This window comes from Oleiphilus sp. HI0066, from assembly GCF_001635725.1.
In genome coordinates this window covers 1-1215 of the sequence record NZ_LWFH01000168.1, presented here as the reverse complement: position 1 = coordinate 1215, position 1215 = coordinate 1, and the positions used below count along the sequence as shown (strand labels likewise).

Annotated in this window: 2 protein-coding genes and 1 pseudogene; all 3 read left to right on the top strand. The window is 43.7% G+C overall.

Annotated features, from left to right (window positions below; genetic code table 11):
• A pseudogene (locus tag A3738_RS02820) lies at positions 1–189 on the top strand (signal recognition particle protein); the annotation flags it as partial.
• Positions 190–354: 165 nt separating this feature from the next.
• Positions 355–600 (top strand): 30S ribosomal protein S16, encoded by a 246-nt coding sequence (gene rpsP, locus A3738_RS02815; protein ID WP_068475547.1) that lies wholly within the window; start codon positions 355–357, stop codon positions 598–600.
• A 22-nt stretch (positions 601–622) separates the two neighbouring features.
• The gene (gene rimM / locus A3738_RS02810; protein WP_231876511.1) at positions 623–1147 is read left to right on the top strand and encodes a ribosome maturation factor RimM; all 525 of its coding nucleotides are present in this window, start codon (positions 623–625) and stop codon (positions 1145–1147) included.
• Positions 1148–1215 lie beyond the last annotated feature (68 nt).

The following is a 1215-nucleotide window of genomic DNA, read 5'->3' as shown; positions in this document are numbered from 1 at the left end:
AGAAAGCGCCGGATAGCAACGGGCTCTGGAACTCAGATCCAAGATGTGAATCGTCTTTTAAAGCAACATAAGCAGATGGCTAAAATGATGAAGAAATTTAGCAAAAAAGGCGGAATGGCGAATATGATGAGAGGGATGCAGGGGATGATGCCGCCCGGCGGTGGCGGCGGTCCTTTCGGTCGTTTCTAGCTATCTAACGCTTAGTTAATTGAAAAGAAGCGTAAAAATGTAAATGGGTGTTTTCAATTTCGTAGTATTGCTATAGAATACGCGCCCTTTCGAGTCCCTCAGTTAATGCATTTGCTGTATGGGGGCTTTATATAGTTAAACTGTTTATCAGGATGTATTAGCAAAATGGTTAAAATCCGTTTATCTCGTGGTGGCTCTAAGAAGCGCCCATTCTACCACTTAACTGTGGCAGACAGCCGTTCATCTCGCGATGGTCGTTTTATCGAGCGTGTTGGTTTCTTCAACCCTGTTGCACGTGGCCAAGAAGAGCGTTTGCGTGTTGATGCAGAACGTGTTGAGTACTGGGTAGGTCAAGGTGCTCAAATTTCTGATCGCGTTAAAACTTTACTAAAAGACGCTAAAGCGGCTTAAGTCGTTTTAGCGGAGGCCCGTTGTGAGTTCCAATAACGAAACCATTATGGGCAAAGTGACGTCTGTTTACGGCGTCAAAGGTTGGGTGAAAGTGTTTTCATATACTCAGCCAAAAGAGAACCTAGCAAAATATAAAGTTTGGTCTTTGCAAAAGTGTGGTAAGACACAGGATGTAAAGGTTAAGCAGTGTAAGGTTCATGGCAATGGATTAGTTGCACACATCGATGGGTATGATGATCGTGATCAGGCTAAAGAGCTTGCAGAGTCATATATTAAAATTGATGTTGCATCGCTGCCCGAGCTGGAAGCTGGTGACTTTTATTGGCATCAGTTAGAAGGTCTAAAAGTGCTTACTATAGAGGGTCAGCTTCTGGGTAAAGTTCATCACTTGATGGAAACTGGCTCAAATGACGTGCTAGTTATTCGTAAGTGTGAAGGCAGCTTGGATGCAAAAGAGCGGCTAGTTCCTTATTTGCCGGATCAGGTTGTTAAGTCGGTAGATCTTGAGTTATCTCAAATGACCGTGGACTGGGATCCAGAGTTCTAAGCGTTTATGTGGTTCGGACTAGTTAGTCTTTTTCCTGAAATGTTTGAACCATTTTCTGTATCGGGCGT